Origin of the sequence: Butyrivibrio sp. YAB3001 (assembly GCF_900112195.1) — a bacterium.
Classification (GTDB): domain Bacteria; phylum Bacillota; class Clostridia; order Lachnospirales; family Lachnospiraceae; genus Butyrivibrio.
Map to the genome: position 1 here is coordinate 17,654 of NZ_FOKR01000006.1, position 23,960 is coordinate 41,613.

General features: G+C 38.0%; 20 protein-coding genes. 3 read left to right on the forward strand and 17 right to left on the reverse strand.

Annotation, left to right across the window (positions count from 1 at the left end):
- Positions 1–42: 42 nt before the first annotated feature.
- Positions 43–1,188 carry an N-acetyl sugar amidotransferase gene (locus BM086_RS08085; protein WP_092325515.1) on the forward strand — a complete coding sequence of 382 codons (1,146 nt, stop codon included), beginning with the start codon at positions 43–45 and terminating at the stop codon, positions 1,186–1,188.
- Complete coding sequence (locus tag BM086_RS08090) at positions 1,185–2,960, forward strand: DUF6044 family protein (RefSeq protein WP_092325516.1); 1,776 nt, start codon at positions 1,185–1,187, stop codon at positions 2,958–2,960. The genes BM086_RS08085 and BM086_RS08090 overlap by 4 nt, the downstream gene beginning before the upstream one ends.
- Before the next feature lie 142 nt (positions 2,961–3,102).
- Here the strand turns inward: BM086_RS08090 and BM086_RS08095 are convergent, their stop codons facing one another.
- From BM086_RS08095 to gmd, 16 genes are all read right to left on the reverse strand, one after another.
- Complete coding sequence (locus BM086_RS08095; RefSeq protein WP_092325517.1) at positions 3,103–4,806, reverse strand: hypothetical protein; 1,704 nt, start codon at positions 4,804–4,806, stop codon at positions 3,103–3,105.
- Positions 4,807–4,825: 19 nt separating this feature from the next.
- Positions 4,826–5,824 carry a glycosyltransferase family 2 protein gene (locus BM086_RS08100; protein ID WP_092325518.1) on the reverse strand — a complete coding sequence of 333 codons (999 nt, stop codon included), beginning with the start codon at positions 5,822–5,824 and terminating at the stop codon, positions 4,826–4,828.
- Between the two features lie 45 nt (positions 5,825–5,869).
- The gene (locus BM086_RS08105) at positions 5,870–7,129 is read right to left on the reverse strand and encodes a glycosyltransferase (RefSeq protein WP_092325519.1); all 1,260 of its coding nucleotides are present in this window, start codon (positions 7,127–7,129) and stop codon (positions 5,870–5,872) included.
- Positions 7,130–7,154: 25 nt separating this feature from the next.
- Entirely contained in the window at positions 7,155–8,450 is a 1,296-nt protein-coding gene (locus tag BM086_RS08110) for a glycosyltransferase (RefSeq protein ID WP_092325520.1), read from the reverse strand.
- A 1-nt stretch (position 8,451) separates the two neighbouring features.
- The gene (locus tag BM086_RS08115; protein WP_092325521.1) at positions 8,452–9,393 is read right to left on the reverse strand and encodes a glycosyltransferase; all 942 of its coding nucleotides are present in this window, start codon (positions 9,391–9,393) and stop codon (positions 8,452–8,454) included.
- A complete protein-coding gene (locus BM086_RS08120; RefSeq protein ID WP_092325522.1) occupies positions 9,390–10,523 on the reverse strand; it encodes an EpsG family protein in 1,134 nt (377 codons plus the stop codon). The genes BM086_RS08115 and BM086_RS08120 overlap by 4 nt, the downstream gene beginning before the upstream one ends.
- A complete protein-coding gene (locus tag BM086_RS08125; RefSeq protein WP_092325523.1) occupies positions 10,524–11,417 on the reverse strand; it encodes a glycosyltransferase family A protein in 894 nt (297 codons plus the stop codon).
- Complete coding sequence (locus tag BM086_RS08130) at positions 11,404–12,528, reverse strand: YveK family protein (protein ID WP_092325524.1); 1,125 nt, start codon at positions 12,526–12,528, stop codon at positions 11,404–11,406. Before BM086_RS08130 ends, BM086_RS08125 begins: the two co-directional genes overlap by 14 nt.
- A gap of 94 nt (positions 12,529–12,622) precedes the next feature.
- Complete coding sequence (locus tag BM086_RS08135; RefSeq protein WP_092325525.1) at positions 12,623–14,026, reverse strand: sugar transferase; 1,404 nt, start codon at positions 14,024–14,026, stop codon at positions 12,623–12,625.
- A 72-nt stretch (positions 14,027–14,098) separates the two neighbouring features.
- A complete protein-coding gene (locus tag BM086_RS08140; RefSeq protein WP_092325526.1) occupies positions 14,099–14,845 on the reverse strand; it encodes a glycosyltransferase family 2 protein in 747 nt (248 codons plus the stop codon).
- Complete coding sequence (locus BM086_RS08145; protein WP_092325527.1) at positions 14,845–15,777, reverse strand: glycosyltransferase family 2 protein; 933 nt, start codon at positions 15,775–15,777, stop codon at positions 14,845–14,847. The genes BM086_RS08140 and BM086_RS08145 overlap by 1 nt, the downstream gene beginning before the upstream one ends.
- 134 nt (positions 15,778–15,911) lie before the next feature.
- Positions 15,912–16,781 carry an HAD family hydrolase gene (locus tag BM086_RS08150; protein WP_092325528.1) on the reverse strand — a complete coding sequence of 290 codons (870 nt, stop codon included), beginning with the start codon at positions 16,779–16,781 and terminating at the stop codon, positions 15,912–15,914.
- Between the two features lie 84 nt (positions 16,782–16,865).
- Complete coding sequence (gene glmS / locus BM086_RS08155) at positions 16,866–18,737, reverse strand: glutamine--fructose-6-phosphate transaminase (isomerizing) (RefSeq protein WP_092325529.1); 1,872 nt, start codon at positions 18,735–18,737, stop codon at positions 16,866–16,868.
- A 37-nt stretch (positions 18,738–18,774) separates the two neighbouring features.
- A complete protein-coding gene (locus BM086_RS21355; RefSeq protein WP_242952152.1) occupies positions 18,775–20,226 on the reverse strand; it encodes a WecB/TagA/CpsF family glycosyltransferase in 1,452 nt (483 codons plus the stop codon).
- Positions 20,227–20,342: 116 nt separating this feature from the next.
- Positions 20,343–21,284, reverse strand: coding sequence for a GDP-L-fucose synthase family protein (locus BM086_RS08165; protein ID WP_334292754.1), 942 nt, complete (start codon positions 21,282–21,284; stop codon positions 20,343–20,345).
- Positions 21,285–21,307: 23 nt separating this feature from the next.
- Positions 21,308–22,399, reverse strand: a complete 1,092-nt coding sequence (gmd, locus tag BM086_RS08170; RefSeq protein ID WP_092325531.1) for a GDP-mannose 4,6-dehydratase — start codon at positions 22,397–22,399, stop codon at positions 21,308–21,310.
- 172 nt (positions 22,400–22,571) lie between these two features.
- On the opposite strand from gmd, the gene BM086_RS08175 reads away from it, so the two are divergent.
- Entirely contained in the window at positions 22,572–23,435 is an 864-nt protein-coding gene (locus BM086_RS08175; protein ID WP_092325532.1) for an AraC family transcriptional regulator, read from the forward strand.
- Here the strand turns inward: BM086_RS08175 and BM086_RS08180 are convergent, their stop codons facing one another.
- Positions 23,436–23,879, reverse strand: a complete 444-nt coding sequence (locus BM086_RS08180) for a CAP domain-containing protein (RefSeq protein ID WP_092325533.1) — start codon at positions 23,877–23,879, stop codon at positions 23,436–23,438. It lies immediately after the preceding gene.
- Between the last annotated feature and the right edge of the window lie 81 nt (positions 23,880–23,960).

A 23,960-nucleotide genomic window follows, 5' to 3' on the forward strand; every position in this document is an offset into this window, starting at 1 on the left:
TTAATCGACTTGAAAAATTGCTGAAAAAAGGAGATAAATCCTATGAAAATGCGTTATTGTAAACGTTGCCTTCAGCCCGATACCAGACCGGGAATTGTTTTTGACGATGAACAGATCTGCTTTGCCTGCAGATATCAGGAATCTAAGGCACACATCAATTGGGAAGAACGTCATGCTGAGCTTGTTGCTTATGCTGAAGAAGCAAAGGCCGAAGCTAAAAAGCGTGGAAACACTTACGACTGTATTATCGGTGTTTCAGGTGGTAAGGACTCAACATTCCAGGCTATTTATGCAAAGGAAAAGCTTGGTCTTAATCCACTTTTGATCAACTGCATGCCTGATGAGATTACTGAAATTGGCCGCAAGAATATTGAAAATCTCAATAATCTTGGTTTTGACATCATATCAATCAGACCAAATCCTATCGTTGCTAAAAAGCTTGCAAGAAAATCATTCTTTGACAGATGTAATATCATTGCAGCTTCTGAGTATTGTTTATGGGCTTCTGCCTATATCATGGCTGTTAAATTCAATATTCCTTTCATCATTCAGGGAGAAAATGCTGCTCTTACTCTGGGAGCTGCCAAGAATCAGGAAACTACAGGAAATGCTTTCTCAGTTATGCAGCTTGAGACAATCAGAGGCGCTAGTGTAAACAGTTTCGTTGATCTTTCAAACAACATTACCGAAAAAGATCTTTTCCTATATAAGATACCTACCGTTGAAGAAATGGAAGCTAAGGGAATAAGAGCTATTTTCCTTCAGTACTATGTTCCTGAATGGTCACAGGTTACAAACGCTGACTTTGCCGTTGCCCGCGGTCTTACCGGAAGAAGCGGAAATCTTCATGACCTTGGAAGATACAGAAGATATACAGCCCTTGACTGCGATCTCCAGATTCCTAACCAGATGATCAAATACCTGAAGTTTGGTTTTGGTTATGCTACAGATGAAATCTGCTATGACATCAGAGAAGGTCGTTTTAGCAGAGAAGATGGCAAGTGGTATGTAAACGAATACGATGGACAATGTGGCGAACAGTATATCCAGAAAGCTTGCGACTATCTCTCTATTACCAAGGAAGAATTCTGGGAAGTAGTTGATAAATTCGTTAACAGAGATCTTTTTGAAAAGAAAGATGGAAAGTGGGTTCCTAAATTTACTGTTGGAGAAGACTACGAATCATGAAGAAATTCGAATTCAAAAAGAATTGGTATATCATTTTTACAGGAGCACTGCTAGCCTTACAGACTGCAGTGTTCCTTATCTTTCGTGGAGAAAGTTATCCTCAGATCCATGATAATCTGGATCTTTTCATGGCTCACTACGAGATGCTAAAAAAAGGAAACCTATGGTTTTCTCACAATGTGAATGCACCTATTCTTCATGGCATTTCAAGGGACCTCTTCGGTTCTGAGTTTAATCTGTATAACCTGTTTTATATCATTCTCCCGGGCTTTTGGGCATATTTTGCAGGCTATGCATCAAAGATAGCAATTGGTATTATATCTTTCATTTTACTTTCAAAGGATATATATAAAGATAAATATAAATCATATAAGCCTTTGATCATAGTTGTTTCTGTTGCTTACGGAATGATTCCTGTTTTCCCCACTTATGGAATTGCATTCACCTCTGTGCCACTTATAATTCTCTTCTTGAGAAAACTATATTACGCAGGTTCGACCAAACAGAAACTCCTTTGCTATCTGGCAATATTTTTATATCCATTGTTATCTTATTTTTCATATCATGGATTCTTTATCTTATGCTATATGGTGGTTGCTGTTATTATTCTATGGATTAAAGATAAACGCTTCCCACTTAGCATTTTTGTTTCAATAGTGGTGTTATCTTTAGGCTATGTTCTTTTTGAGTACAGGCTTTTTGGAGCAATGCTCTTTAACGATACTGTGACAATCAGAACAACAATGGATCATGGAGATTTAAGTCTTCCTGCAGCCCTTGCAACTGCATTCTCTGAGTTTGTTAATGCATCATTCCACTCTGAGGACTCACATACTTATGTAGTACTTGGGGTAGTTTTGGCTGCAATAGTATGTATCAACATCTCCTACATAAAAAATAAGGAATATGAAAAGATCCTCCATGAGCCGATCAACCTTTTAATGCTCTGGGTCATTTTCAATGTTCTCATCTTTGGATTATACCAGTATGAGCCATTCAGACATCTTTTTGAGCTCCTTGTGCCTCCGCTTACAGGTTTTGAATTTGCACGTACCGCTTATTTCAATACATTTTTATGGTATGCTCTGCTACTTCTTGTATGTACAAGAATGTATGATTTTGCAAAAAAGGGGTCAGATACAATACACAGACTAATGCTTCCGTTAGCTAATATAATTGTGGTTTTAGCCGCTGTTGTAGTTATGTTTATGCCTCAGGTCTACAATGATTTTTATTATACCTGCTACAATCAGGCATATAAGATACTCCGCCATAAAGATACAAGCACCGTCAACTACAATGAATTCTATTCCACTTCTCTGTTTGATAAAATAATAGATGATATCGATTACAACGGTGAATGGTCAGCTGCTTATGGCATGCATCCGGCTGTGTTAAATTACAACGGAATAGCAACTGTAGACGGATACCTTGGAATGTACGCACAGGATTATAAAGAAACCTGGACTAAAGTAATAGAACCTGCCTTAGAAGGTTCACCTTCACTTAAGTCCTACTTCCTTGGATGGGGAGCAAGAGTAAGTCTTTATTCCGGCTCAGATGAAAACACCTACGCCCCATTAAGAAATCTGGAATTAACAGACACAAGACTCATAGTAAATATGGATGAGTTGAAAAAATTAGACTGTAAATACATTTTTTCCAGGATAGAATTTTCAAATGCAACTGAGATTGGTCTTAAACTTATTGGCACATATACTGACGAGAGTAGTCCCTATACAATATTTGTTTATGATACCGGATGTAATTAAAAAATAAAAATTGCTCTTAATACCTTTGCGCACTAATCGAATACATAGTGGAACAATTTATGAAATAGGAATGTTCTGATCCATTAAAAAAAGAGATTTTTACTACTTTACATAAATAGTAAAAATCTCTTTTTCATTTCTATCATTTCTTTTCAATTAGAAAAGTCGTCCACATATCTTCTTCTGATAATTGTTTCATTAAATAACTATCGCTACTATTATTTCCTTCTCCTAGCGCTGATAACAGATTATCTATCGCAGCTTCCTTCAGATCATCATCTGCCACATAAAGAATTGCTTTATCTATATTAGCAAAGCTCTTTTCTCTGATTGGCTCAAGATTCTCCTCATCCATATAATAGACCTTAGAATAACAGATAAGCTCATCAGTCAGTCTCCATACATTATGAGGCGTCGCCGGATTAAACATTACTATCACTACCTGATCTTCATTTTCAGATGCAAATTGTATTTTGTCCCTGTCCTCAGGATATAAGAATAAAACTCTATTATCTAAGCAAATCCCTTTCACCAGCAAGGTAGTCATAACGACAGCTATTAAATAACAACTGTATTTGTAGTATTTCTTTCTTTTTTCAGCTCTATTATCATCATAACGTAGTCTATCAGCTATCGCACTATCACTATTTCCGAATAATCTCTTCAAAACCGCGCCAAACGCATAAAATGTAACAGCAATAACCAAACTGTATATCGGCATCTCATAGCGATTAGATGCGCTTCCCACAAGTAGCGCCGCTTTTGCTGTTAAAAGAAAATATCCAACAGTAGCAAATCCTATGATCCATATCTCAATGTGATTCAAAAAGTCTCTTTTGATATCGCAAGATACTTTTTCTTCTGATAAGCATCGCCCATCACTATCCTTTTTGCGGGTTATTATTCCAAATATCATTCCTGCGATAATAATTAGAATGATTATCCAAAATGCTCCGGCAAAAACAAAATCATTAAGAAGTCCAAAAAAGAATGACAGTCTCATAACTGTATTTTCAATATTAAAAAGACTTCCCGCCGCTTCATTTCCCCTATATCCGCCTAAGAGATGATGCACGCTTGCTGGATAAGCAAGCACTGCCAAAATCAGACTGACCGCACATGCACAGCAATAAACAAGAGCTTTTTTTATTTCTTTTCTAAAGAATAATAGCCAAATTGCAAATGCAAAGCCTATGCACACAAAGAAAAACAAATAAAAATACTGCGTCAAAAATCCCATAAAGCATGTTATCATAACTGCGGGCAGGAACAGTTTATAAAAAGTATTTTTCTCTTTTCCTGCTCTTTCCTCTAATATCATCCTGATATGCAGATATGCACACAACAAAATCCAAAACGTCAGCCAGGAATACATCCTTATCAAAAGATTACATGAAATTGTCTGCGGATTTACTCCCCAAAATAATAACACGAGTAATCTTAAATAATAGTCCACTCCAAGGCTCTTAGTAATAAAATACAATACCCAGAATGACAATGCAAACGCGATAAGATTTGTTATTATCCCAGACCACTTTGTGAATATTCCCGGAGTCAATGAACATAACGTGTGAAAGATGAAATAATAAAGAGGAGGATGTACGTCCCAAGACTGAACAAGCTTTACAAGTCCATAATTATATCCTTCCCCCGGCTTTACCGTAAATTCATCCAGAATTGTCTGACTCTCCTGCCATTCTCTATCCGGTTGGTACAGTCCAATACTTCTGTTAGAGGAGAAATATGTATAATACTCATCCTCATGAAAGCCTTCCTTTTGGAAACCAAAATATATATTCACACTTAACGAAATCAAAAATATGATTACAATTGTAATTTTTTTCATAGAACACCTGATTTAAGTATCACAGCCCTCTGATCTTAGCATGTAAGGCACGCACTGACCTGGGAGCAATTGCCAATATCAAAAGATATGCTTTCTGCTTTTTAGTAAGATAGCTGTTTTTTATAATACCAATAATATTTTTTCTGTTATAGCTTACAACACTTCGATAAAAATCATTATCCCTTGTCATCTTTGAAACAGGAATATGCAACAGATAATCAAGACGCTGTACAAATCCAAACCTTTTCGCAATATCCTCAAGCTCCGGAAAGCTCTTCTTCACAAGTTCCAGCGCCACATCAGAGTTTCTTACAATATCCGTAAATACACTTGGAAAATAATCTTTATCTTCTTTTTTGCGTCTGGAATTACTTCCTGTCCGATAAAAAACATGGTAGTACTGCTGCGGCAGAATCACCAACTTATTTACTCTCTCAAGCATATGAATCATTAGATAAAAATCTTCGTTAAGCTCTCCTTCAGGAAAAAGCATATCATCAGTAAAAAGACTTCTTTTTACAAGTTTTGTGCAAAAAGAAGCATCACCTGTATGCATAAGAAGTTTTCTCAAATGATCTTTGGGCTTAATTGTAACTGGCTCTATGGGTGGTATCACCACATCAGGAAGTTTATTACCATCTTCGTCTATTTCATCCCTCGAAATCTGCACCATATCAGCTTCGTTTGAAACTGCAGCACTCATTAGCACGCTATACATTCTGGGATCCACATAATCGTCGCTGTCTACAAATCCAATGTAATCACCTGTAGCATGCAGTAATCCTAAATTTCTCGCACTACTTGAACCACCATTATCCTTGTGATATGCATGCACATTTGAATATTTATTTGAAAGTTCATCAATAATCTGACCGGTCTTATCTGTAGAACCATCGTCAACAACAATGATTTCCAATAAATCGGCAGGATAATCCTGTTTAACAACTGATTCAACACACTTAGTTATAAGTGATTCTATGTTGTAAGCAGGAATAATAACTGTTATCTTATCTTTCATCTTCATTTCCACTTAAAGTATATATTTACCCTATGCTAATGCGTTTCATTCCAAAACATTTCGTTCTCTTAAAGTTCGCCTAATTCCTGCCGGCTTTAAATTCTCTGCTTCACTCATCGGACCGTCCTCATAAAATGAGGGTTTTCTTCCCTCAAGAAATTCACTAGAAAATTCAACAAGCCTTTTCGCAGCATTTTCAGCATTCCATTTTACATCAATCGTTATTTTTGCATTCTCAGAAAACTTCTTAATCTGCTCCTGGTTTTCAAAAAGACTTTGCACCTTCTCAATAAAATCCTGAAGACTGCCGTTTTCATATATGAGACCATTTTCACCGGCTTTTATAAGAAATGGTACAGCTCCGGCCTCTTTAGATGCAACCACTGCACATTTACACTGCATAGCTTCATTGACCACAGCCCCCCAGCCCTCAAGATAATTACTGGTAAACATAAAAATATCAGCCGCTTTCATATACCCAATTACATTTCCCGGCTTCAAACCACCATTAAAAGTAACACTGTCCCCTAGCTTGTATTGATTTGACAATTCTTCCAGATACTTTCTTTTATATCCGTCACCTATCATATCAAGATGAAAGGAATATCCTTTTTCTTTGAGAACTTTTGCAGCCTCTATGGCAAATTCCGGGTGCTTTAGATCAATCAGTCTTCCAGCCCAGCAAAGTCTTATTATTTTTTCTTTTGAGCTATTTTTATTCAGCTCTTTTTGGGAATTTATATGAGCATTATCTTCAGCCAATTCCTGCCTATTGCAACTATCCTCTCCAGTCTGAGTACTATCTACATTTGGAAAATATCCCCACTTTAGTTTCTTCCCCGGGTAGCTGTGGATCAAAGAGAAATCAGATGCCACATATGCGCCGGCACATAACAGATATACCGGATAATTGCGGTATCTTATGTGCTCATAATACTTATTCAAAAGCCCTTTAGGACTGATAAATTTCCACTGCCCTTCTCTGTAAATTCGCTCACTGACACGAAAAGATAATTTCCCGGAAAGTAATCTCTTTTCCTCTAAATTTTTTATCGCCCCGTCAGTCCAGCCAAATATAGTCACATCGCTGTTTAAGATGAGTTCTTCGCATTTTTCCTTTTCTTCGTACAACAGCGAAACAAACGGATACTTCGAAACATCCACGCCCCAGCCCATATCAATCCTCTTTTGCTCCATCGGACTTGTCTGAATAAAATGAAACTCAACGTTATCCATCTTATTCATTGCATCGCAAAAAGGAAGCTGATGATGATTTATGTAATTAGAGGCAAAAGATATAACCATCTAAAGAATTAACTCCGTTTTCCATTTATTTTTCTGCAGTTCTTATCTCTATATCCCGATATATTTCCAAAAGACGCTTATAATTTATCTCGGGATCATGAGTAACAAGCGCTCTTTTTCTCGCATTATCTCCGTATACAGCAGCAATTACTGGCTCATCCCATATCTGAAGGATTGCTTCCGCAAGACCCTTTACATCACCCTTTTCGAAGAATTGGCATTCTTTATTTCCCTGGATAAGGCTTGGAATTCCACCAACTCTTGCAGCTACAACAGGCATTCCAAGCAGCATAGCCTCAGCAAGAGAATTCGGCGAATTTTCCACAACAGAAGGGCATACAAATACTGAGCTTTTCAAAAACTGTTCTTTCATCCCTTCTTCGTTTAACATTCCTACCATAGTCACTTTCTTTTTCAGCTTATTGGAAGAAATGAGATATTTAATATATTTCCCGTAAGCACTTGCTCTTAAAAAGTAAGGATATTTACTTTTTCCACGTCCTATGATATTGTTCCCCGCAACATATAAATGCGCATCAGGATACTTTGAAAGAATTTCCGGCATTGCTTTAAGCATAAAATGAAATCCCTTCAATGGATAATCACCCTGTGGAATAAAAATACTATGAGGAATAGCGCCCTTTTCTTCCCATTTTCCCTCATAAAAAGACGAGCGCATCGTCTCATTCATCTTGTAATACCTGGCATCCGGATTTATCCTTGCAGTCTCTTCCTTATCAAATGCAGTCCTTCCGGTTATATTGCCCACAAGCCTGATAGACTCAGTCTCTCTCCTTGCTCTAACAAAATATTTCTCTCTTTGTTGAAGAATTGAATCACTCTTTAATCTGTCTCTAAAAGTTGAGTTCTTCTGCACTTCCTCCGGGATATCTGCCATGTATTCCTCTGCTATTTTCCCGCATATTCCCTGGATTCCCAAAAGAACTCTCTCCGGTTTTCCAAATACTTTTAGCATAGCAAGCGTATGTGGAAACTCCGTTCCGAATATATGAAGCACATCCGGCTTAAAATCATCTACTATCTCTTTAAGTCTCAGTTCGATACTATCATCATATTTCTCCGGATGTTCAAGATCCTCTATAAAGCCATAATATGTGACATCATCAATTACTTCCTTTGAAGACGCAATTGCTCCTGTGGCAGGAAAACATACACCAAGTTCAATCTCCCTGTCGCTTTTCTTATCCCTGGTAATCTTGTCAAAACATCCTGACAGCCACCCTTCACGTGGTGAATATTCAATACCATGGACCTTGGCATAAGCAGGAAGCATTATATTGCAAAGCCATAATACTTTCAAATCATTTCTCCTTTTTGCTGCCACCCTTGATTTCATAAATGCATGTTTTTATACCGTTATAGACACCTGCAGTCACCTTGTTTGAAGCCAAAAATGTGCGAAGTCCCGATAATGTTATAATACGCAAAAAATCATATTTTCTTATCTTGCCGGCCGGCAGATACATCTTGATTATTTCTTTTCGTTCTTTTTCAGATATATCTTTATTCTGATCAGAGAAACCGCCGCCCTCATATTTTGAAATAACAATTGGTATGTAACAAGTTTCTGCTTTTTCCACATAAAAGCATCTCAAAAACTGTTCATAGTCCGCTCTGACCTTATATTTGAGATTAAACGGATTCTTATAAATAAGCCTTTCATCATAAAAACACGCCTGATGAGATGGAACATTTCTATAACATGCAAAATCATTTATCTCCGGGTTTGATGCCACCCTCTGCTTAGTAATGCTGTCGTATATGTCTCCATAATAAATGGTAGGAAGTGTTGTTCCATGATTTTCATTTCTTGAAGTAATCTTCCTGTGAAGATTCATAAGAACATCTTTGTCATAAAAATAGTCACCGCAGTTTAAGAAAAAAACATAAGACGGCTCCTCGCCTGCCTTCAATAATTTAACATCATTATCGCTGCTTTTATCTTTTCCTGCTCTTGAATCAAATATCTTACCGCCAAGATAAGATGTTGCGATATTCATTGCGTGGTAAATTCCATTATCGCAACTTTCAAGAAGGGTTATTGTCTTCTCTTCCCCTGACTGCGCAATGGCTAAATCATATTCTTTCTTCAGCCTTTCCATTGTCCCATCAGTTGACATGCCATCTTTTATCAGAATCCTATAGTCCTTAAACGACTGCCCAAGCACACTTTCCAAAGTTAAGAACAGCTTTTCTCCAGGATTATAGGACACTATTATTACAGTAAAAAAAGTTTTCTTCATGAATATCCTCTCTCAGACAGAGTAAGTGGCAGATCATGAAACAAAAATGTCTCATATGGTAAAATCCTGATACCATCCCCCGCTGCGCCTCTCATATACATCGCAAAATACCCAAGGCAGGCAATAACAGTCACCACTATAGCAATATTTCTCTTGTTTTCATCCTTTATTCCCTTTATAAGCACAGGAATAAACAATATATGAGTTACAGTAAGATAATAACCAATTCTGGAAATTACCGGCAAAAAAGATCCAAAGATATATAACACAGTTGCCAGTACATTACACATAAAATAGAACTTGTTATTTTTATTATCTTTTACAACGTCATTGTAAAGATAAAGAGAAAAAGCCAAAATCACCAGGCACCTTACTATATTTGCACCACTTGTACCTCCCGCAAGGTATTCAGTATTCTTATAGGAAGGATACAAAAAGACAACTATCTTGAGGTAAATATCCTTAAGAAACAGACAGGATATTCCTGCAATTATAAGCGCCACATACATCCATCTCTTAAAATCAAGTTTTGCTACAAAATATAATAGTAATACAACCAGAAGCGATTTATGAAAAAGACTCCCAATGATAACAATCAGCAAAAACTTTGGGTAATCGCCCTTCATCAGATATTTTATCGAATAAAGAGCCATCGAAAGCGCAAGGTAGTATCTCACTGTGCTAAGGGACTGAAAATAATAGCCAAGCAGCATGAACATCATAAAACTAAAAGTAAACCACTCACTCTGCTCAAGCATTGCCTTCATAAAAAAATAGATTGTTGCAAAAGCAAACAATGCAAACACAAGAATATAGTTTTCAAATCCGCACAGATAATAGACAACATAGGTAAGAACGTTAAACCCAAGTTCTGTTGGAACATATGCTTTAGAAAAAACAAGGTGCATGAACTCCACATAATTCAAATAATCATTTCCTACGTTTAACCTTAATGCAGATACACCAAACAGCAATACAAAAATAATGAGTAAACATATGTTGTTGACCATCTTTTGTCTACTCATTCCCCTGTAAACAAGCATATTTCCGCTTTTTTCTTCAATTTCTGTTTTTCTGATAAGCAGCGCGATCACAAGCACTGTAACAGTTAGTGTTAGATATACTGCCATTTACACCTTCTTTATTGTTTTTCCATGCTTAACACCGCGGGCTAAAAGGCCAAAACACTTAAAAAGTCCTTTTTCCGCACACATTTCAACTCTGTTTTTATATAAGAACCTGAAACCTAGCGCATAGGCAAGCTTACCGTAAAGAAAATGATACAGAACGCCTCTGTCAAAAAAGAATTTATCTGTATATCCCTTAAACCAAGTGGATTCTCCGGCCCTCTCATGTCCAATCGGGACATCCGTCCTATACACACTAAGGCCTGCTTTTAAGCAATCATGCAAAAACAGTGAATCCTCGCCATTCATATAGGGTGCCCCACCACCAAACAAAAGTGAATACCTCACACCGCTTTTTCTGATCTTATCTAATCTTCCGCATATTGCATACGCAGGATAACGGCCGTAATTTTTCCATGTAACCCTGGCATAATCCTCGTTCCAATAAGTTTCGCGACCTTCCTGTGCCTTAACATTAAACAAAAGAATATCTGCCTCAGGATGTGCATCAAATTCAGCTAATATCTTTTTACCGTACCCCGCGTCATAAACAATATCATCATCGCCAAACTGAATAATCTCATGGTCCGCCCTGTCAAGTGCAGTGTTTCTTGATAAGCCAACCCCTTTTTCCCTTCGATAAAGAATAGTTACCTTATTTCCGTTATATTCTATTTCTTCATCACGGTTCTCGTTTGCAATCTTTCTACTATCTAAGTCGTTAGCATTACACTCTTTTTCGCTTAAGACCATCTGGTTCTCAGCATTATAAGCTTCCCTGATAAGCTGATCTACGATTATGGCATCCGATTCAATCTTCATTATCTTGGGTAAAAAACAAGCATCCTTATCTACTGCTGAAATGAGAATCTGCAGCCTTTCATTACTTAATCCCATAATATCTCACCATAAATTTGTAGTCTGCTCTTGTAAGTACCATTCCGATCACAGGGCAATTATGCTTTTTAAGCTGTCCCAAAACATGCTCAGTCATTGTTCCATTGTTTATTCCATATGGCACACAAACGATAACTCCATCGCATACACCAATCTTTCTGTAGTTATCAAGTACCTTTCCGGGAACAGACATCGGAAGCAGCTGTAATTTATCTCCGCCATTTTTCTTGATTTCTTCTGCATCAAGACCAGATTCCTTATCACTATCAACCGAATCAGTTGATATTAAAGCTATCTTCATCTCGCCGTTGGTACTCTCCTCAAGCGCCGCTCTAAGCTCATTTTTGAAAAGAGAATTATTCTCCTCAACCTTGCCGTTAAAAGTCACTCCAAGAGCTGATATTCCGTAGCGCTTTTCGATGTCCTCCGGAACATAAATTGCATCATTTAATGCTTCCTTTAAAAGGAGCGCCAAAACAGTCAATATCAATAAAGCAATTGCACCAAAGCCTGCTGCTACTTTACTTCTGTCAGAATAAACAATAAGCTTTGCCTTGTCGCAGCTTAGAATCTTAATTGAATCAAATGCTTCATTTATGGCTCCATAATTTTCAATTGCCTTTGAAGAAGCATTTATAATAGCATCTGCCAACTCCTTGTTTGAATTTCTGGCAGTAAGCACCATTACTCTTACATCAGAAGGGATATCTGCATTTATCGACTTTACCAGCTCATCCCTGGAAATTGAAAGTCCATCAGTAGTCTCTCCCATTTCCACATCAAAAACTGTAATCCCATCCTTTTCAAGATTAGCTATTGTAAATTCAAGAATATCATCTGTAGAAACAAGGGTATTCCAGGTAAAAGCATTGTAGTAATCAACCTTTGAGCCCTTCTTCTCATCATAGGCAAAATTGATATACAGCTTGGATTCTGCGCTGTACTCACGGCCCGGACCAAATGCAACTGTCGCAACAAAATAGATTAAAGCAGCAATAAGAGCTCCAAGGACTGCTGCCAAAGGTAATATCCATATTCTCTTTATCAGACGTAAGTAAAAACTCCTCAAATTGAGCGTTTCATCCATGTGCCCCTTACTACTTCTCTCCATACCCACTCCATCATGTCACATTATTCACACTGTTTACTTTTAGATGCCGATACCTTATTTCAATAAGTAAACCGGATCAGTTCTGCAACATTCTTTAATTCTTCTGCGCAGTTATCTGATTTTCATCAACTCCCTCTGTACTGTCAGGAGTGAAAAGAATTTTAACTGTCAAAAGCATCAGCTTAATATCAAGCCAGATTGAATAATTTTCAATATAAGTCAGATCAAGTTTTAACTTATCATAAGGCGTAGTGTTATATTTGCCGTAAACCTGCGCATATCCTGCAAGTCCCGCTTTAACCTTCATTCTAAAGGCAAACTCAGGCATCTCCTCAAGATACTGCTCGATTATTTCCGGTCTTTCAGGTCTCGGGCCTATAAATGACATATCCCCTGCAAGGATATTGAACAATTGCGGAAGTTCATCAATTCTACAAGCCCTTATAAACTTACCAACAGGAGTTATTCTTGAATCATTCTTAGAAGCAAGTCTTGCGACACCGTCTTTTTCAGCATCAACTCTCATGCTCCTGAACTTCATAATCTTAAACTGCTTACGATTCTTGGTACATCTTATCTGCTTGTATAAGACAGGCCCACCATCATACGCCTTTATTACTATCGCTGTAACAAGCATGGTAGGTGAAAAAACAACTATAGCAACAAGCGCTATGATTATATCTATTATTCTCTTTAAAGCTCGCTGTTCCACCTTGATGGCATACTCTCTAAGTAGAAGCACCGGTGTGTCAAACAGATGCAGCTGATCTGAGCCTTTTAACAAAACATCTGTTATTTTAGGCATTACATAAATACGGATGTTCCTGCCATAGCAGTATTTTACAAGACCGTTTCTGTATTCGCTGGGAACATCCCATATTATTACACCATCATAATTTCCAAGGCACTCTTTATATACCTTTTCAATTCCCTCTGAGATGTTCATTGATTTTGCAATGTGATACTTATCTCTTCTTGAATTGAATTTGTGAGTAATGTCATCGACAGGATAAATTCCACTTATCAAAAGAAGTTCCCTTGGCTTAAAGATTGCCATATACAATGCATTTGTCGCATATGCCCACAAAAACGAGATCAAAAGCTGCAAGAAAAAGATCTCAACTATTGGCATTGCAGGAACAAGCCAGTTTCTAAGAAGTGAAAGCTGGAAATACGAAATGAAATTCACCATGAACAGGGCAAATATCTGAGAAAAGAATACGTCCATAGGCCTGAGATAGCCTATTTTAAGTCCTCCATAAGTATTAGAAAAAAACAAAAGAAGAATAAAATAAATCCCCAGTATCAGCAAATGTCCACGGAAATAGAGTTTAAGACCATAGCCAAGATAATAACCATCCTGACTGATACGGTCTGCCGATACTATCGGATAATAGGTTCTAAACCAAAAAAGCGCATATACTGCTGTCTGCATCACAAGACCGACAAAACCAAGCAGTAAAACGAGAGTTCTTTTTACTGACTCCACATGTTTCATAAAACTTCCCCTTAAAACTAAATTCATTCAGGATTTGATCACTCCCTATGAACAAAACCTGTCATGCCAGGATCACAATCTTCGCATAGTTGCCCTGAATGCCCATCCGACAAAATAAAATGCCGACTTTACCACTGAAAGATCAGCAATATTTCTGTATAAAAACCAGATTCTCTTCAAAGCCACCAACTTATTAGATGACAGTGACTTTGAGGGCCTTCTGTAGATAGCAAGATTCTCATTGAGTCCATATGCTGTATAGCCACTTTTAAGTATTCTCCACCATGTAGCAGTGTCCTCACTTGGTACATCAGGCATATGGATAATGCCCATGTCAATCTTCTCTGTATCAAACATAACAGTTGTTGTAAAAATGACAGTCCTGGACAGTGCCTGCTTAAAAGTAAGTTTTTCCGGCACCTTCACTACTTTTCCTGTAGGCCTTGCCAGTTCATCTCCAAACTCATATGAGTGAAAAGAAAACTCTGCTCCGGTTTTCTCCATAAACGCAATCTGCTTTTCCAGTTTGTCAGGTTTCCATATATCATCTGCATCCAGAAAAGCAATATATCTCCCCGAAGAAGCATCAATTCCTGTATTTCTTGCAGCTGCTGCCCCTTCGTTACTATTTTTCCTAATCAGGCGAATTCTCTTCCCCTGTCCCCTTATAATTTCCTCTATTACATCGCCACTGCCATCCTTTGAAGCATCGTCCACAAGGATCAATTCCCAATCTTTATAGCTCTGGGCGCTAACCATTTCAATGGTATCTTTTATATAATTGGCTGCGTTGTAAACAGGAACAATAATGCTGACCATTAAATCTCCTCTTTAACAATGAACATCGGACGCTTCTTAACCTCAAGATACGTCTTGGACAGATACTGTCCGACGATTCCCAGGCAAAAAAGCTGAACCCCGCTTATAAGCGAAATGATGCACACAAGTGAAGGCCATCCGCTGGTAGGATCACCAAAAATTATTTTTCTCACAATGATAAAAATAATAAACACAAAGGCAAGCACGCAGAACAAAACGCCCAACACTGACGCAAATGCAAGCGGTACTGTCGAAAAAGCCGTTATGCCATCCAAAGCATAAATAAAGAGTTTCCAAAAAGACCACTTAGTCTCTCCCTTAGCTCTCTCAATATTTTCGAACTCAAGCCATTTTGTCTTAAATCCTACCCATCCAAAGATGCCCTTTGAAAAACGGTTATATTCCTCCAAAGAAAGGATCGCATCCACAAACTGCCTTGTCATCAGACGATAATCCCTTGCTCCGTCAACAATCTCCGTCTTCGACATCTTGTTTATCAGTTTATAAAACATCCTTGCAAAAAAAGATCTGATAGGCGGTTCACCTTTTCTGTTTACTCTTCTCGTCGCAACGCTGTCATATCCTTCATCGACAATAGCCTTGTACATCTTAGGCAAAAGAGCCGGCGGATCCTGAAGATCACAGTCCATTACAACAACAAAATCACCCTTTGCCTTCTTAAGTCCCGCATATATTCCGGCTTCTTTTCCAAAATTCCTTGAAAAATCTATCAGATGAACCTTTTCATCTGTCTCATGCAGTTTCTTTGCAAGTTCTGCAGTTTTATCTTTGGAACCGTCATTTACATAAATGATCTCGATATCGACATCATTGGAACTAAAAAACTCTCTGGTTTTACCTATTTCATTATAAAAATCTATAACATTCTCCTGCTCATTATAGCAGGGTACTATCACGCTCAAAAGCTTCATAAATAACTCCCGCATACAATTACTATGGCTAAAGGCCACGTAATAACACATATATTGTACACTTATCCGCTTTTTCTTTCAATCTGGGCTCACTACTGAATCTCTTTCTCACGAAATGAGCATTTCTATCTGAATTAACTCTCATCACATTCTTTTTTATTGAGAAAATGCATATGCTCAAGCTTTTCATTTACCACAGTTCTGTCAATGATAGTTTTGACCAGTATATCAAGCTCTCCATTATCCGAATAATCAGCAGGTGCAAAGTACTTGATTCTGTTTTCCTTCATCATCTTATAAACCTTGGTCTTATCCTTGCTCTCACAGTCATAAACACCTATTGAATGTCCTCCATAACCATTTACAAGCTGCATGCAGGGAACATCAGTATCACTGTCACCGATATAGATCATATTTCTAAATGGAATCCTTATATCTTCCGGTGCAAAAAAATCATTCACCCCCGGATCATTCACATCAAGAACTCCCTTTTGTATTCTGAAAAGATACTGAGTCTTATTAGTAAAATTTATAACCTGAGAGGGCCATTTCGCCACATCATTCTTATCATAGTAAAAACTGCTGGCATATATTTTTTCAAAAGAGGATGCAACAGAGGTTCCCTCTATCATCTCTTTTAACCCTGATGAAATAATGTAATGTTCAACTATTACGCCCTTTTCAAGTCCGTACTGTCTGATTCTCTCAAACCAGCTCTCAACCCCCGGAAACAGCGCAACTTTTGAACCATATTCCTGTAATTTTTTCCTTGTAAAAAGAACCTTCCCCTGAGCTTCATCCATCATCTTATACATATAAGCAAGATTCTGGTCCATATCATTATTCTGTGAAAGCTCTGTTGCTTCTTTCCAAAAATCCGGAACATTAAATCCAACTGCCTGAATATACCCCTGAGCCTGCATATCATCAGGAGTAAGCGTCTTGTCAAAATCATAACAGATGGCTACTACCGGCTTATCTGATTTCTTTTTTCTCTCAAACATCTTATCACCTTCTATCGGACATCCTTCCTATAAAAGCGATGGAGGTAATAATACACCATATCCATCGCTTTTAACCCAAAAAGATTATTCAACTGTAACACTCTTTGCAAGGTTTCTTGGCTTATCAACATCAAGTCCCTTTGCAACTGATGTATAGTAACCAAGAAGCTGAAGAGGAATTATTGCAAGGCTTCCAATAAAGTGCTCATCAAGCTTAGGAACATATACAACAAAGTTGCACTGATCTTCAACATCATATTTGCCATATTCGGTAATTCCGGCAAGATAAGCACCGCGGCTCTTACACTCAACCATGTTGCTTATTGTCTTTTCATACAGTTCGCTCTGAGTAAGAACTCCGATAACAAGTGTTCCTTCTTCAATCAGAGAAATTGTTCCATGCTTAAGCTCACCTGCTGCATAAGCCTCCGAATGAATATAGCTGATTTCCTTCATCTTAAGGCTTCCCTCAAGAGAAACTGCATAATCTATGCCACGTCCAATAAAGAAAATATCCTTTGCGTTGCAGAACTTTGAGGCAAACCACTGAATACGCTCTTTATCGCGAAGACATTCCTCCATTTTATCAGGAATAGACATAAGTTCCTGAATATAATAGTTGTACTGCTCTTTGTTTGAAAGTGACTTTCTCACCTTACCCATCTGCAATGCCAGAATGAAACCGCAGACAAGCTGACAGCTGTAAGCTTTTGTGGTAGCAACTGAAATCTCTGGACCAGCCATTGTGTACATTACATGGTCCGCTTCACGTGCAATTGAAGATCCAACCACGTTTACGATTGCAAGAGTCTTATATCCTTTTTCCTTAGCCATTCTAAGTGCAGCAAGTGAATCTGCCGTCTCACCAGACTGCGAAATAACAACAACCAGTGTATTAGGCGCAAGTGATAACTTACGATAACGGAACTCTGAAGCCAGCTCACATCTCACTGAAATATCAGTAAAGTCCTCTATAACATACTGACATTCCATTCCAACATGCCATGCAGAACCGCAGGCAACAATACATACCTGCTGTATATTCTTAATATCTTCATCAGTCAGACCAGTTTCTGAAAGATTTATTGTCTTACCGTGGATATACTTGTTTAGAGTATCTCTTACAACAGTGGGCTGCTCATGAATCTCTTTCATCATGAAGTGCTCAAATCCGCCTTTTTCAGCTGACTCTGCAGAAAAAGTAACTTCAGTGAGTTCCTTTTCAATGACATCACCATCAAGGTTATAGAAAGTTACATCACCTGCTGTAACCTTAGCCATCTCAAGATTTCCAATATAATAAACATTTCTTGTATGCTTAAGCATAGCAGGAACGTCTGATGCTATAAATGACTCAGCCTTGTTCACTCCAATGATCATAGGTGAATCCTTACGTGCAACATATATCTCACCCGGATGATCTGCAAACATAACTTCAAGCGCATATGAACCGCGTACACGTACAAGTGTCTTGGCAATAGCATCTATAGGGCCAACATTATATTTCTTGTAGTAGTAATCCACAAGTTTAATAAGGACCTCTGTATCAGTCTGACTGTAAAATAAATATCCGTGCTTGCCAAGTTTATCTTTTAATTCCTGGAAATTCTCTATGATTCCGTTATGTACTCCTACAACTTCTGACTCAACGGTTCCTGACGCTGAACCTGCACAATTTCCTGAAACATGAGGATGTGCGTTTGTCTGAGAAGGTGCTCCATGAGTTGCCCATCTTGTATGACCAATTCCACAAGTACCTTTCAGTGCATTGCCGTTATCTGTTTTATTTGCAAGATTTATTAACTTTCCAACAGTCTTTACAACTTCTGCCGGCTCCTGTCCGTCTCTGACTGCCATTCCTGCAGAATCGTAGCCTCTGTATTCAAGCTTTGACAGGCCCTCCAGCAAAATAGGTGCAGCCTGACGATGTCCAATATATCCTACTATTCCACACATGTTTTTTCTCCTAACTTCTATTACAATTAATTGTTGTTTAGTTATTCTCACCTTTTAACTTTTCCATTAAAAGGTAAAAGAAAAACTTGGTATTAGTAACAAAGTACCTCTTAAGTAATCTTTCCGGATTCTGAAATAATCTGAATAACCACTCAAATCCCATCTTCTGAATCCAGACAGGTGCTCTTTTTATAGTGCCGCCATGAAAATCAAATCCGGCTCCAACTCCCATCATTACGCCATTTATCTTATCTTTATGGGCATTCATCCATTTTTCCTGCTTGGGTGCCCCAAGGCCAATCCAGACAATATCTGCTCCGGATTCATTTATTCTCCTGATATCTTCCTCGTCTTCCTCAGGATTGAGCTTCCTGAAGGGCGGTGAATACATTCCTCTGATATCAATTCCCGGATATTTTGCAAGAAGGTTCTTTCTGAGGGCTTCTATCGTTTCAGGAGAGGATCCATAAAAATAATGGGAAATCTTTCCATCCATGGTATTTTTAAACATATGCTCCATAAAGTCAGGACCTGCAACTCTTTCTATTCCAATATTAGGTCCTTTCTTCTGCTGAAGCTTTGCTATCGGAGCACCATCTGCAAACACATATGCCGCCCCGTTAAGTACATTCCTATATCCTATATCATCCTTAGCCATCACGGTAGTATGAACATTTGAAAAACAAATATATTGCCCGGAGAGCTTCTTTATCTGTCTTATTACTGTAAGAACAGCCTCTTCAGTTCTCGCAACAGAAAAATTCACTCCGAATATCTGGCACTTTTCTTTGCGGACATATGACGGGATCACAGCGAAACCATTTAATTCTGATATAATACCACTTCTTACGGTATAATCAAAGCTTTTAACTGACTGAAATGCTCTAACTCCCATTTCATCACAGATTTTAACACATTTTCTGACTTCTTCATCAGTTGCTTCATTTTGGATTATCATCACTATCTGATAATCTTTAGACCTTATCAGTCCCTTTAAGTCTGTATTATCTGAAAGTGGCAGTTCAACCTTTAATATATCTTCATCGCCAATCGCATAATACTTCTTTTTAAATACAAATCTGCAAAGCATTCTTGCCGCATAACCATATATTACACTAAGCAGCATAAAAATGCCAAATACCACCCTTGATGTAAGAACATTTCTGTGAGTGATATAAAAATATATGACAAGAAGCGCTATCAGTATAAACCTGCTTTTTATCAATAAAAGAAGATTTTCAATGGGATTCATCTCAAGAATCGATGATCTGTGCTGATCATAAAGCATGGAGATCATCATTTCAAATATGAATGCCGTTATCAGCATGGCTCCATATACTCCCATGCTCCTGTCAGCCCACATCATGATAGCACTGTATCTAATAAAAATTGCAGAAAAAAAAGCTGCCACAACAGAGATTTCATCCGCAATAAGTGTACCTCTGTATGCCATGCTGTTAAGTTTGTACTGCGTGTACTTCGTTTTCATCTATACTAATTTTCCAATCTATGCACAAAAATAAAAATGGTATACTATCCCATTCACAGAACAGTATACCATAAAACCATTTATTTATCCTTTAATTTATTACATTTGCCTGTATATTAGCGCTCAGCACGCATTGGATTGTTCAAAAAGTCTTCATAAGCAAGCCTGATACCATCATCAAGTTCTGTCTTGTAGGTCCAGCCAAGTCCTGCTGCCTTAGATACATCAAGAAGCTTTCTTGGAGTTCCGTTTGGCTTTGTGGGATCCCAACGGATTTCGCCCGTATAACCTATTATGGAAGCAACTTTTTCTGTAAGTTCTTTGATTGTAAGTTCTTTTCCTGTTCCGGCATTTACTGTCTCATCGCCGCTGTAGTTATTCATAAGGAATACACACAGATTAGCAAGATCATCTACGTACATAAACTCACGAAGTGGGCTTCCGTCACCCCAGCATGTTACATATGGAAGATTCTGTTCTTTCGCTTCATGGAATCTTCTGATAAGCGCAGGAAGAACATGCGAATGTGTAGGATGATAGTTATCATTTGGTCCATACAGATTGGTAGGCATAACTGAAATATAGTCTGTACCATACTGCTTATTCAGATATTCGCAGTACTTAAGTCCTGAAATCTTTGCAAGAGCATATGCTTCATTTGTCTTCTCAAGCTCTGATGTAAGAAGGCAGTTCTCCTTCATTGGCTGAGGCGCCATTCTTGGATAGATACATGATGATCCAAGAAATTCAAGCTTCTTACAGCCATTTTTCCATGCCGCATGAATAACATTCATCTCAAGAATCATGTTTTCATACATAAAATCTGCAAGTGCTTCAGAGTTACCCATGATTCCGCCAACTTTAGCAGCTGCAAGGAATACATATTCAGGCTTTTCTTTCTCAAAAAACTTCTCCACCTGATCCTGTCTTGTGAGATCAAGTTCTTTATGTGTACGGGTTATAATATTCTCATAGCCCTGTTTGTTTAATTCTCTGACAATCGCTGAGCCAACCATTCCTCTGTGACCTGCGACGTAAATCTTAGCATTCTTTTCCATCATTACAAACCTCTGTATATAAATTACTTATCAATACCTTTTTCAAGGAATTCTGCAAGATTGAACTTAACATGCTCATTAGCTCTCTCTACAGCAACCTTCTTCATATCATGCTCAACCATGATTCTTACAAGGTCTTCAAATGATGTTGTCTGTGGATTCCAATGAAGCTTTTCTTTTGCCTTAGTAGGATCACCCCAAAGATTAACAACGTCTGTAGGTCTGTAGAAATCAGGAGATACTTCAACCAGTACCTTTCCTGTTGCCTTGTCATAACCCTTCTCGTCAGCGCCTTCGCCTCTGAACTCAAGCTCTATTCCTGCATAATGGAATGCAAGCTGTGCAAACTCACGAACAGAATGCTGAACACCAGTAGCGATAACAAAGTCTTCAGGCTTGTCGTTCTGCAATATGAGCCACATACACTCAACATAATCCTTAGCATAGCCCCAGTCACGAAGACTTGAAAGATTTCCAAGATAAAGCTTATCCTGCTTGCCCTGAGCTATTCTGCTGGCAGCAAGAGTAATCTTTCTGGTAACGAATGTCTCGCCACGTCTCTCTGACTCATGGTTGAAAAGAATTCCTGAGCAGCAGAACATGTTATATGCCTCTCTGTATTCCTTCACAATCCAGTATCCGTAAAGCTTTGCTACTGCATATGGGCTATATGGGTGGAATGGAGTCTTTTCATTCTGAGGAACTTCCTCAACCTTTCCATATAACTCAGAAGTTGATGCCTGATAAATTCTGCAGGTTTCAGCAAGTCCGCAAAGTCTTACTGCTTCAAGCACTCTAAGCACGCCTGTAGCATCAACATCAGCAGTAAATTCAGGTGAGTCAAAAGAAACCTGAACGTGAGACTGTGCTGCAAGATTGTATATTTCATCAGGGCGAACCTTTGAAACCACCCCAAGAATACTCATTGAATCACCAAGATCTCCATAATGTAAATGGAATCCCGGATGTCCTTCAAGATGAGCAATTCTTTCTCTGTAATCAACTGATGATCTACGGATAATTCCGTGAACATCATAACCTTTCTCTAATAAAAACTCAGCAAGATATGAACCGTCCTGACCTGTAATACCAGTAATAAGTGCTTTCTTTGCCATATTTTGTCCTCTCAAAATAAAAACTATTTGCATATTTCGTATTTATTATATTTGTGAAGATTAACTTAATAAATTCACTTTCTTGATTTTTATTTGCATTATCTTGACAAACATTTTATATTAGTAATATATGAAATATCATCAAAACAAATGCTAAAGATAGGATAAAGCAATGGAAAAAGGACAGTTATTCCAAGGTGAATTTGTATTATCAAACAGAACAGTCTATACCCCTTCCGAGTTTGCCCGTTCAAATCTCTTCTACCTTCAGGAAATAGGCACACTAAAGGCCAAGAAGCCCCACACCAGCAAAAGACAGAATCTTGACTCCTTCTTATTTTTTTATGTAAAAGAAGGTAGTGGTTTCCTGGAATATAAAGGAAAAGAATACACTGTGAAAACAGGTGACTGTGTTTTTATAAATTGCAAAGAACCCTACTCCCACAGAACATCAGAGGATCTTTGGGCACTAGAATGGATCCATTTTAACAGTGAAAGCCTACTCCCTATTTATTTGAAATACGTTGAAAGAGGCGGCCAGCCTGTCTTTTCCCCCGGAAATCTTAGTCAGGCAGAAAAAATATGGAACGACATAAGCCTGGTAGCCAAATCAAACGACTATATAAAAGACATAAGGATAAATGAGTTTTTATCAAGCCTTGTTACTTTCCTTATGAGTTTTAGCTGGAATCCCGAAGCAGAACAGCTTTCCAACTCCGCCAAGGCAATTCCGGCTCTTAAAGATTATCTTGATACTCATTATAAAGAAAAAATAACTTTGGATAATCTTGCCGAAATATTTTTAATTAACAAATATACACTTTCACGTGGATTTAAAGAACAGTTCGGCACCTCGATAATCAATTATCTACTTATAACACGCATAACACACGCCAAACAGATGCTCAGATTTACTGATGATTCGATAGAAGTAATAGGGAACAACTGCGGAATTGCTCCCCTCTATTATTTTTCAAGAATTTTCAAACAAATAGAGGGCATAAGCCCTCTGGAATACAGACAACAGTGGAAATGATCACCTAAACTCACAAGCAATGAAAGTCTCTCCATTATCATTGCAATAGTAGGCTATTCCAACATAACTAAATGATTGTCTCACAAGATTAGCATAATGCTTAGAGCTAAGTGTCCAGGCCAGAACAACATTCTCGGGTTTCTGCTGATTATAGTTTATGGCATGCGCAAGATTCTCGCCATTTGTAAGCGATGAAACCGTACTCCAGGCTTTGCCATTGGGTCTTGTATGTGAGAAACTCACAGAACACTCCTGTGCTCTGATCGCAGCCACATCCGAAAGATCCTGATCCCATATAAATGCATCGAGACCTGCTTCCTGCCTTACACTATTCATGTAAGCAAGAACATCTTCCTCATTAGAAGCACTTGAATCAAGTGGTGTCCAAAATATGCCGGCAATAAATATGATTGCCGCAGACAACCATAAAATAGCCTTTTTCATAATATCGCCCCCTCAGCAGATTGCATAATCACTTTACTAAATACCGTCAATTATCAACCTACTTTTATGATACTTCTTTTA

Coding starts and splice junctions, on each gene's coding strand:
- BM086_RS08100 (WP_092325518.1), bottom strand. CDS start 5,824: ATGAAAGATAAGATAACAGTTATTATTCCTGCTTACAACATAGAATCA.
- BM086_RS21355 (WP_242952152.1), bottom strand. CDS start 20,226: ATGAAAACGAAGTACACGCAGTACAAACTTAACAGCATGGCATACAGA.
- BM086_RS08150 (WP_092325528.1), bottom strand. CDS start 16,781: ATGTTTGAGAGAAAAAAGAAATCAGATAAGCCGGTAGTAGCCATCTGT.
- BM086_RS08145 (WP_092325527.1), bottom strand. CDS start 15,777: ATGAAGCTTTTGAGCGTGATAGTACCCTGCTATAATGAGCAGGAGAAT.
- BM086_RS08090 (WP_092325516.1), top strand. CDS start 1,185: ATGAAGAAATTCGAATTCAAAAAGAATTGGTATATCATTTTTACAGGA.
- glmS (WP_092325529.1), bottom strand. CDS start 18,737: ATGTGTGGAATAGTAGGATATATTGGACATCGTCAGGCTGCACCTATT.
- gmd (WP_092325531.1), bottom strand. CDS start 22,399: ATGGCAAAGAAAGCACTTATTACTGGTATTACAGGTCAGGACGGTTCA.
- BM086_RS08175 (WP_092325532.1), top strand. CDS start 22,572: ATGGAAAAAGGACAGTTATTCCAAGGTGAATTTGTATTATCAAACAGA.
- BM086_RS08135 (WP_092325525.1), bottom strand. CDS start 14,026: ATGAAACATGTGGAGTCAGTAAAAAGAACTCTCGTTTTACTGCTTGGT.
- BM086_RS08130 (WP_092325524.1), bottom strand. CDS start 12,528: ATGGAGAGAAGTAGTAAGGGGCACATGGATGAAACGCTCAATTTGAGG.
- BM086_RS08120 (WP_092325522.1), bottom strand. CDS start 10,523: ATGGCAGTATATCTAACACTAACTGTTACAGTGCTTGTGATCGCGCTG.
- BM086_RS08115 (WP_092325521.1), bottom strand. CDS start 9,393: ATGAAGAAAACTTTTTTTACTGTAATAATAGTGTCCTATAATCCTGGA.
- BM086_RS08180 (WP_092325533.1), bottom strand. CDS start 23,879: ATGAAAAAGGCTATTTTATGGTTGTCTGCGGCAATCATATTTATTGCC.
- BM086_RS08165 (WP_334292754.1), bottom strand. CDS start 21,284: ATGGAAAAGAATGCTAAGATTTACGTCGCAGGTCACAGAGGAATGGTT.
- BM086_RS08125 (WP_092325523.1), bottom strand. CDS start 11,417: ATGGGATTAAGTAATGAAAGGCTGCAGATTCTCATTTCAGCAGTAGAT.
- BM086_RS08085 (WP_092325515.1), top strand. CDS start 43: ATGAAAATGCGTTATTGTAAACGTTGCCTTCAGCCCGATACCAGACCG.
- BM086_RS08140 (WP_092325526.1), bottom strand. CDS start 14,845: ATGGTCAGCATTATTGTTCCTGTTTACAACGCAGCCAATTATATAAAA.
- BM086_RS08095 (WP_092325517.1), bottom strand. CDS start 4,806: ATGAAAAAAATTACAATTGTAATCATATTTTTGATTTCGTTAAGTGTG.
- BM086_RS08105 (WP_092325519.1), bottom strand. CDS start 7,129: ATGGTTATATCTTTTGCCTCTAATTACATAAATCATCATCAGCTTCCT.